The sequence below is a fragment of the Vallitalea maricola genome (assembly GCF_036985595.1).
Lineage (GTDB): Bacteria > Bacillota > Clostridia > Lachnospirales > Vallitaleaceae > Vallitalea > Vallitalea maricola.
The window spans coordinates 1-9,080 of sequence record NZ_BTPU01000062.1 but is presented as its reverse complement, the minus strand read 5'-3'; the positions used below and the strand labels follow the sequence as shown (position 1 = coordinate 9,080).

General features: G+C 26.4%; 13 protein-coding genes. 11 read left to right on the top strand and 2 right to left on the bottom strand.

Annotation, left to right across the window (positions count from 1 at the left end; all coding sequences use genetic code 11):
- Positions 1 to 240: 240 nt before the first annotated feature.
- The 3 genes from AACQ14_RS17325 (at position 241) to AACQ14_RS17315 (ending at position 1,996) form a co-directional block, all read left to right on the top strand.
- Entirely contained in the window at positions 241 to 720 is a 480-nt protein-coding gene (locus AACQ14_RS17325; RefSeq protein WP_339364847.1) for a hypothetical protein, read from the top strand.
- Between the two features lie 140 nt (positions 721 to 860).
- A complete protein-coding gene (locus tag AACQ14_RS17320) occupies positions 861 to 1,490 on the top strand; it encodes a hypothetical protein (protein ID WP_339364846.1) in 630 nt (209 codons plus the stop codon).
- A 176-nt stretch (positions 1,491 to 1,666) separates the two neighbouring features.
- Positions 1,667 to 1,996, top strand: a complete 330-nt coding sequence (locus AACQ14_RS17315; protein WP_339364845.1) for an SH3 domain-containing protein — start codon at positions 1,667 to 1,669, stop codon at positions 1,994 to 1,996.
- A gap of 140 nt (positions 1,997 to 2,136) precedes the next feature.
- Here the strand turns inward: AACQ14_RS17315 and AACQ14_RS17310 are convergent, their stop codons facing one another.
- A complete protein-coding gene (locus tag AACQ14_RS17310) occupies positions 2,137 to 2,460 on the bottom strand; it encodes a helix-turn-helix transcriptional regulator (protein WP_339364844.1) in 324 nt (107 codons plus the stop codon).
- Between the two features lie 269 nt (positions 2,461 to 2,729).
- Here AACQ14_RS17310 and AACQ14_RS17305 point away from each other — a divergent pair, with 269 nt between their 5' ends.
- A complete protein-coding gene (locus AACQ14_RS17305; RefSeq protein ID WP_339364843.1) occupies positions 2,730 to 2,894 on the top strand; it encodes a hypothetical protein in 165 nt (54 codons plus the stop codon).
- Positions 2,895 to 2,916: 22 nt separating this feature from the next.
- Positions 2,917 to 3,123: a hypothetical protein gene (locus AACQ14_RS17300; protein WP_339364842.1), complete on the top strand. Its 207-nt coding sequence runs from the start codon at positions 2,917 to 2,919 to the stop codon at positions 3,121 to 3,123.
- Positions 3,124 to 3,164: 41 nt separating this feature from the next.
- On the opposite strand, the gene AACQ14_RS17295 is transcribed toward AACQ14_RS17300, so the two are convergent.
- Positions 3,165 to 3,446, bottom strand: a complete 282-nt coding sequence (locus tag AACQ14_RS17295) for a hypothetical protein (protein ID WP_339364841.1) — start codon at positions 3,444 to 3,446, stop codon at positions 3,165 to 3,167.
- 1,097 nt (positions 3,447 to 4,543) lie between these two features.
- On the opposite strand from AACQ14_RS17295, the gene AACQ14_RS17290 reads away from it, so the two are divergent.
- The 6 genes from AACQ14_RS17290 (at position 4,544) to AACQ14_RS17265 (ending at position 8,980) form a co-directional block, all read left to right on the top strand.
- Positions 4,544 to 5,041: a DUF2569 domain-containing protein gene (locus AACQ14_RS17290; protein WP_339364840.1), complete on the top strand. Its 498-nt coding sequence runs from the start codon at positions 4,544 to 4,546 to the stop codon at positions 5,039 to 5,041.
- A gap of 261 nt (positions 5,042 to 5,302) precedes the next feature.
- Positions 5,303 to 5,761 carry a GNAT family N-acetyltransferase gene (locus tag AACQ14_RS17285; protein ID WP_339364839.1) on the top strand — a complete coding sequence of 153 codons (459 nt, stop codon included), beginning with the start codon at positions 5,303 to 5,305 and terminating at the stop codon, positions 5,759 to 5,761.
- A 267-nt stretch (positions 5,762 to 6,028) separates the two neighbouring features.
- Complete coding sequence (locus AACQ14_RS17280; protein WP_339364838.1) at positions 6,029 to 6,586, top strand: hypothetical protein; 558 nt, start codon at positions 6,029 to 6,031, stop codon at positions 6,584 to 6,586.
- 269 nt (positions 6,587 to 6,855) lie between these two features.
- Positions 6,856 to 6,990: a YcxB family protein gene (locus AACQ14_RS17275; RefSeq protein ID WP_339364837.1), complete on the top strand. Its 135-nt coding sequence runs from the start codon at positions 6,856 to 6,858 to the stop codon at positions 6,988 to 6,990.
- Positions 6,991 to 7,561: 571 nt separating this feature from the next.
- Positions 7,562 to 8,296, top strand: a complete 735-nt coding sequence (locus AACQ14_RS17270) for a hypothetical protein (RefSeq protein WP_339364836.1) — start codon at positions 7,562 to 7,564, stop codon at positions 8,294 to 8,296.
- 303 nt (positions 8,297 to 8,599) lie between these two features.
- A complete protein-coding gene (locus tag AACQ14_RS17265) occupies positions 8,600 to 8,980 on the top strand; it encodes a hypothetical protein (protein WP_339364835.1) in 381 nt (126 codons plus the stop codon).
- Positions 8,981 to 9,080: the final 100 nt, after the last annotated feature.

Below are 9,080 nucleotides of genomic sequence, written 5' to 3'. Positions count from 1 at the left end.
CAGCCATAATTTTTGGGATTAATAAAAAGACTTAATATACTATAATTTTGTTATTTGGACTAAATTAAAATTATTATTATTATCTATAATTTGTTATTAAAAAATATTATGACAATTTAATAAATTAAATGAATTAATTTTAGATATAATTGAAAAATTTGATAGAATATGTTAGTTTATATTTGCACGTGCAATACAATATATATAAATATATAGAAATCAAAGGAGGATAAATAATAAATGAAAAAATTTATAGCTTTATGTGTAACAAGTTTTATATTATTTTTTAATGTATCTCCATCGTTTGCTGCTGGATGGGGTGGCATGTATGATAATACCTGGTTAGAAAATGATGAACCTAATAATACAATGGATAAAGCAGAAGGAATCTATGCGTTGAAGGAAAGAGGCAAAACTGATGAACTAGTAATATATGGAACTGTAGATCAAGAGGATAGAGAAGACTGGTTTAAGGTTAGATCAGATTTTCCTTCAGCTCAAGGTTGGGTTTATCTTCGAGAATTAGATAATATCAAGCATAAGGTGTATATATATGATAAAAATGGACAATTCATCAGTCAATCACATGATTGGTCAAGAGGACAAGAAATATCCAATATTTATATTAGACAAGACGAAGTATATTATATTAGAGTAGTGTATCAAAGTGGAGGAAATAGTGTATCTCCTTATGAATTAAGCTTTACTAATGCAGAGTAGATATTCTTAAAATTTAATGTTTTACTTATGAGTTATTTAAGAACTTACTTCTTTTTTAGAGGTAAGTTCTTTGCGTTTGCTTATTTTTAAATTATTTGTTAATATTAAGTTATAGATATGTCGGGAATAAGAGGTGAAAAATGAAAAAGTTAAGTCTAATTATAGTATTAAGTATTTTTCTATTAACAAGTTGTAATAGTGAAACTAATGATGATATTACTAATAGGGATACCAACAATAATAACATGGTTCTAACTGGTGAAGAGATTGGTGACAAAGGGAAAATTAAAGATATCAATAGTAATAATCAGTATAAGGTTAAGAAATATAAAAGTTATGAAAACAATGATGGAATATTCAAAATAACTCTATTTATAGAAGATATGGTTTATACTCCTAAAAAACCTATAGATATATTTTCTACAGTAGAGTATGTTGGCGATAGTGAAGAAATTACTATTTGGCATGGTATTCCGTATTTTAACTATACTATTTTTGACGGTAAGGATAATTATAATGAAGGTATGACATTAGATGTTCTAAAATGTACAGTTTTAAAAAAGGGGGAAATATATACGATTCCATTTGTTAAATCAGGCGGTTGGTCTAATGATGATAAAGATGCTAAATATTGGGAGTCATATTATAAGGATAAAGAATTAAAGTTACCTACAGGAGAATATGAATTAGTGGCATATTGTGACTTCGGTTTATCAGAAGATGACTTAAGTTATGAAAATAAGGTTGAAATAGTATTTGAAGTAGAGTAACTAATATGTTTTTAATACACATTATTCGATTATAAAGTAGTACTACAAGCTGTTTCGAGGATAGCTTGTCTTTTTTTGCGATATTTTTATGAATGTGGAATACAGAAATTTACAATATTTTCTAATTATATGTGATAGTATATATAATGTATTAATATTTATAGGAGGAGGTTCATATGAAAAAACAATTATTAATATTATCATTAGTACTTGGCATGATATTAACATTTAATACTGCTACTTATGCGAAAACCATTGTTAATACAGATAACCAAATTGAGAACGTAAATCTACAAAGTGGTCTTCCTGCACCTGGATATATAAAAGGAGTTAATGTACCGTTTAAAGCATCACCAAATACATCTTCTGCAACATTAGGTGTTTTTGAATTTGGTGAAGAAGTAGTTGTAAACTATTTTACTGGAGATTGGGCTAGCGTATATAGAATTGAGACAGGTCAATATGGATATGTTAATAGAAGATATATATCATTTGGAGCAGTTTAAAACTAACGGATTAAATATCATAAGCCTACATCCATTCAGGTTTGTAGGCTATATTTTTATATATTATAACATATATACCCATTTGATATAATGGGTTGAAATATTATGTAGCTAAAAAAAGAGTAGGTTTAAATTACCTACTATTTTTCAAGTTTTTGTTTTGTTAATAATTTGGTTGTTTCTCCAACTATTTCGATTTTGTTTTTATAGTTTAGTTGCCTAAAATTTTCTAAGAGTTGTTCTTCAAGAGCATCATTATATTGATTAGATCCAAAAACTAAATAATCTATACTGATGTCTAATGTTTTAGAGATATTTTCTATAGTCTCTAGTTTGGTATTTTTACCTTTAATTATATTATAAATTGTATTTTTGGTAGTTCCAATCATATTACCTAAATCTTCAGCTGATAGACTTTTTTCTTTAAGTAGATTAGATAATCTAATACCTATATTTTCGCTCATTATTATTCCTCTTTCACAAATAGTAAAATAACTTTAATTAAAGTGTTGACAAGTGAAATAAAATTTGCTAAAATAAACTTGTTGGTGAAATAACTTTAACTAAAGTGAAAAGTGATTAATTAATATTTTAATTATAGCATATCTAAATATTTTAGTAAAACATTTCTAACTCTTCATATATAAAATTATGTATATGGGTTATTGTGTTGTTATAAATAAATTAAGTAACGATAGATAGTTGAAATAATAATATTAAGGAGAACAAGTTAATGCAATATAGTATGAATAAAATTAAACTTTGCATAGACCTTAATCAAGCTACAATTGACCCGCTGTGTTTACAAGAAATTATAGACCTAATTATTATTAATCCAACTCAAGCTGAGATAGAAGAAATCTTAAACGATTATAATGTAATATATGAAATTTTCTAATTACAAAGGAGTGTTGTAGATTATGGAAGAGGGTTCAATTGAAGAACTAGAAGCTATATGCCATTTTATTGATACTTGCTATTATTTTATTAAAAAAATTAAAGTGTACATAGATAGTACTTTTTTCACTACAGAAGCTAGAAATGAACTTATATTTACCATTAAGTTATTGAAGAATTTGATGATTAGATGTACTAATATAATTATATCAGGTATTAGTTTTGATTAAATGAGTTATTGGCAGCTATAAAACATTATTTAAGGCTAGGATTATCCCCTAGCCTGATCTTTTTGGTTGTTTGTATCATATGTGAGTAAGCTAAGTTTTTGATTGATTTGTTTCACATTAATTAATAATTCAGCAAATGAAATAAATAATATACCTAGCATAATTCCTATACCTACTATATATAATCCATGTAATATATTTGCATCTTCTGATACTAGTCCATTGAAAGCTATATATGATTTAACAGCTATTAGAACGGACAACGCTATAACAGTTATTCCAACGACATAAAGTATAAATAGTGTACTACTCTTATTTTTCAACTTAATCACGACCTTTATTTTCTTTTGTTATTCTTGGAATTCAATATGTTTTCTAATTAATAAATTCTAATTATGTGTATTTTATTATCATCTTCATAAGTTATTTTCACTTTATAATTCGTGTCACTTATATTTGTTGAGATATTTAATGTTATTAAAAACTATTTAAATAGATCAATTAGAACAACCAAGAGAGTGTGTAATGATTATATATTAGCTAAAGTATTATTAAATTATTACATAATAATATTAGAATATAAATTGTAATAATTACTAATTAAATTAATAAAAAAATGTATAAAATTAAATTAATTGTAACTTTTAAAGTAAATTATATTTATGTAATATTACAGTATTTATAATTAACAAAATTTAGTTAGTAGTATTGCAAAAGTAAAAATAATGTAATATAATATAAAAATATAAATAATATTGATATAAGATGATATAAAAGATAAAATAATATAGTTAATAAAATTCAACATTACTATGATACAGATTGGAAAATAAGTATGATGGATGCTGTTAGTAGTGGACAGTTTCCAAAACCTTGTGTATGTGATACATTTGAATAAATATTAAAAAAAGGATGTAATTATAATAGAAGATAGAGAAATTATTAAAAAATTTACGAAAATAAAACATTATAATAATTATGCATTACTGTTCACATTGTTAGGTATTTTACCAATGGGATTAATGAGTAGAAAAGGATTGGAGGGTAATATAATTCAGATTATATGTTGTATATTCTTTTTTATATTAGCCATATCATTTCATGTAAAATTTAAGTGTCCATATTGTTCTTATAGATTTGACCCAAGAACAAAAACACGAGAATTAGTCTATTGTCCTAATTGTGGAGCTAAATTGCAGTAAAAGCTGATATTTTATTATTATAATTAATATAACTTTCTTTAGATTTAAAAGAATAGATAAAAGCATTTTAGTTGGTACTATACTAAAACAAGCTTTAGTACGGTGTAGGACTTGCTTTCTTGATTGAAGGTAGGTCTTTGTTGAATAATAATAAATTATCTGATGTTATTACTATAAATATTAGTCGGTATGCAAGAATAAAGTCAAGGAGGATAAAAATGAGTCAAGCAAATGAAATACTTATAGACGAACAATACCCCAATGATGGACCCCAAGGTATTGGTGGGTGGTTGGTACTGATTGTAATAGGTTACATATTTACGCTACTTTCAACCGCTTTAATGATTTTTGAAATATACAATTTATATATTGATGGTACAGTTGCGGCATTAACTGAAAAGAAAGGTGATTATTATAATCCAGAGTTATTTTTGTTAATTAATTTCGAAATGGTGATAAATGTACTAATTTTCCTATTTATAGTAATAATCTTGATTTTTCTTTTTAGAAAGAAAAGGTTGTATCCTAAATTAGCCATATCGCTAATTATTGGAAATAACATAGTTGTGGGATTAGATCATCTATTTTGTAACTTGATTGGATTAGAAACTACAGGCGTTGAACTTGCTCAGTATGTAGGCAGGTTAGTTGCTGGGGTACTATGGATAGTTTATTTTGTTAAGTCAAAACGAGTAAAGAATACTTTTTTAAACTAACCTACCATCATTAAGGATGGATTAATTATCTATACAAAAGTTAGTCAGAATATCAATGCTAAAAGCACTGTTAAAGTAGGTAATCAAACTAAGATATATGCTACTGAGGCGTTACGAAGTTCAATATTATGCTTATCAGAGTAATTGTAGGACAGGTACAGACCTACTTCCTTATTGGGAGTAGGCATTTTTTATTACACAAAAATATTCTGATAGAATCTTAACAAATGAATCAACTATTACATACAAGGGAGAGTTGTTATGATTAAATTACAAGAAGCATTAATAACAGATGCTAAAATTATAACTGAGATAAAAAAAGAAGCATATAATGATGAAACTAGAAGATTCGGACCTGGTAGAGATGGGGGACCTACAGGATATGACTCTATCGAGGAGAATAAACGCTTAATAGATGAATTTGATGTCTATAAAATATTACTATCCAAGCAAATCATAGGTTGTTTTTGGTTAAAGAAAGAAGGTCAATATCATTATGAATTAGAAGATTTTTGCATTCATCCTAAACATCATAATAAAGGATATGGAAAAACAGTAATGATTTTAATGGAAGAGATGCTTCCATACATTAAAAAATGGACATTAGGAAGACCTCACTATAGTGTAAGAAATCAACATCTTTATGAAAAAATGGGATATAAGAAAATAGGAGAGGTTGAAGATGGTTTTCTATTTTTATATGAAAAACATTGTGTCTAATTATAAAAGATATTAACAATAATATTTGAAAATTACTTACTTAAAAACAGTATTAAAGTTATATATAGAGGATATGAGTTTACTCATTAATGAGGGGAAGGTTGTTTTGATGAATAATTTACCGAATATCACGAGTTAGCCGCCGAATATCTCATCTTTGTTTACAAATTGAATCAAAAGATATATATTTAAAAAGGAATACATTTAAAATCAATATTATTAATGTTGTAGCTTTAATACATAAAATTATGAAATCGGAGGGAATATATGAAAAAGTTATTTTTACTTATAACAATTTTAATGTTAGCATTATGTTATGCATCAACTGTACAAGCTACGGAAATCGAGAAAGACGATAACTCAATAATAGTCCAACGTGGAATGATAGTTGAAGAAAAAACTAGTGAAATATTTACTTGTTACGATTGGCAATTAGCACAAACAGATGCTTCCAGTGAATACATAGAAACAAAAACTACAGTTTCTACGAGTGTAACAGCAACTACTGGCACTGAAGCAATAGCTAAAGTTGAAGGAAGTTCATCAGCAGGGTGTGAATACGTAGGTTTAGGAGCAAGTATGGGAACTGAAGTAGGTATAAATATTCATGGTGAAATGGAATATAATTGGACTGTTTCAGGAACTAAAATAACCAAAAGAATCCAGTATTATGATTTGTATGAGAAATATGAATATTCTTATTATGTTGTTGTTTGGAGAGATCAAACATCAGGGCAAATTGTTCAAAGAGATTTACGTGGTGTTTTGATAAGAAAAACATATGTTTGTGAAGAACTTAGACAAGGAAGATATACAGCACCGTAAATATTGGAGATTTAAAAATAAGAATTGATTCAGACAAATAAATTTATTGTTATTAAATTGTATGGGACTAATATTAATAAGAATACTAAAATCAAAAGTTGTTAATGCTAAAAAAATTAGGAACTTATGGATAAACCCAGAATAATAAATGATACTGTACTTAGATATGAATTTAATTATACATCTCAGGATAAACAAAAAATAGAAATAAATAAAAGTTTAGGTATAAACCTGTTAAGTATAGCTATTTTTTGTTATTTATTTTCATTATGGAATGGGATATGATTTATGAGATTGTTAGAACAAAAGATTATTGTTATATTTATTATGGTAAAAATGCAGCACTTATAATTCCACTAAAGAACTTAAAAAATGATAATGAAATTAACTGCTTTTTTCAATAATAAAAAATAATATTTCTGATGATAAATTTATTATTGTGGATTATTGAGAACTATATCCTGTTATAAGAATAGATGAAAGTTTTATTTATTATTTGCATGAAGAGGCAACTTTTAAAGAGGATTCATTTAAAGATTATTTAAGATGTATATTAAAGATATCAGAACAAAATAATATTGATGAAATAGATACTAAAATTATGAAGATGGTTATTAAAACATATGGATATATTTTGCGTTCTTTTATATTTCATTTACATAAAAAAGATTGTTATGAGATTTCAAACTATCCCGATGAATTACTTATTATATAAATACTATGAGCTTAATAATTGAAGATTGTTTTCTTAATGGTGTAAAGATTGATTGAAACATACTTGATATTGAACGTAAAAATTATATTTAATATACAGACAAATCTACATTAAAATTAAAGTAGGTTTATTTTTTGGCTAAATATTCACCATTAATTAAAAAAACTTAAATACAGCAAAGATGACAAAATATTATGAAATAATGTAGTATTATAGGTATGTACTAATCAAAGTGAAAAAAGTTAAAGGAGGAAAATTTTATGTTGAAAAAAATAAAAGGTTTTGTTTATTTGTTTCTTATTTTTAGTATAATACTGACAACAGATAATATGATTGTTAATGCTTCAATTGCTCGTTCGGAGTATGAGTATGCAACTGTTTATAATAAAAAATATAGATATTATTCTCAAGTTAATATTCTCAATAATGGTGCTGAAGCTAATGTAGGTATATATTATATGGGCCCAGGTTATAGTGTACCAACTGGATACATGGGTTTACAAGCACGTCTTTATAATTCATCCGGTGTTCTTGTTCATTCAACTGATTGGACATATAATTCTGGAGAAGCAGGAATGATGGGAAAAGGTGGTGCAACTATCTCAAAAATAGGTACATATTATGCCAAAGGCAGAGTTAGAATGTATAATGGAAATGGGTACAATACTTATACAACAAATTCTACTCCATATGTGCAATTCTACAATGCAAGTATGTTAACCTATTCTCTTAATACATCCAATGAAACTTATGGTTCGGATTATAATTCAGAGTTTATAGGAGAAGTTCCGGATTTGATATTAGCTGAAGGAATAAATGGAATTGTCGGTTATGTGAGAGCTGATGATCTTAATGACAATTATGAACCTTTATCTCCAGAAGAAGCTATAAGCTACCAAGATAGTAAGATAAGTCAACGAGAAATTCCTCTTTATGATAAGGATGGAACAACAATTATTGACACATTTTTGATATCTGATGGTGGGCTTTGTTAGTAGCAACATTAAAGGTTAATAGGTGAGAAGCCGCTTCGAATTATACTTGAAAGTACTAAATTTATTATTGAATATGAAAGTAATACAGGTTATAAACTAAAAGATTTATGGATGTTTAAACATGGTAAATTGGCAATGATTAATTCACATGGGAAGTAAAGTATTATTTAGGAATGAAAAAAGTTATTTAATTTCAAATAACCTGTCTCTTTTTGCGAATTTCTCTTGCAAATATTTACATTTTTTTTGCATAAATAGGTGTATTATTTTATAGTACCAATCAAAATATGAGGAGGAAATTCTATGAAAAAACAATTTTTAATGTTATTTTTAGTAATAGGGATGATATTAACACTTAGTCCGAATATCAATGCTAAAAGCACTGTTAAAGTAGGTAATCAAACTAAGATATATGCTACCGAGGCGGACGAAGTTCAATATTATGCTTATCAGAGTAATTGTGAAATTATAGCAAAAATATCAGGTATAGGAGGTAAAGATTGTGAGATTATTATAAAGTATTATAGTAAAGACAATACTTATTTAAAAACAAGTAGGTATTATAAAGAAATTATGAATGAATTCAAGATTTCTGATAAAATACCATATAAAGCAGGTTATGCACTTGTTGAATTTTATTTAAATGAATTAAGTGTGGGACAGAAATGGTTGAACTTAGAATAGGTATATATTTTATAATATTATTTTTGAAAATAAACTAAAGCACTGATTAGTACATAAGGAGTCTACCGTATTTGGTAGGCTCCTTTAAAATATATTCATA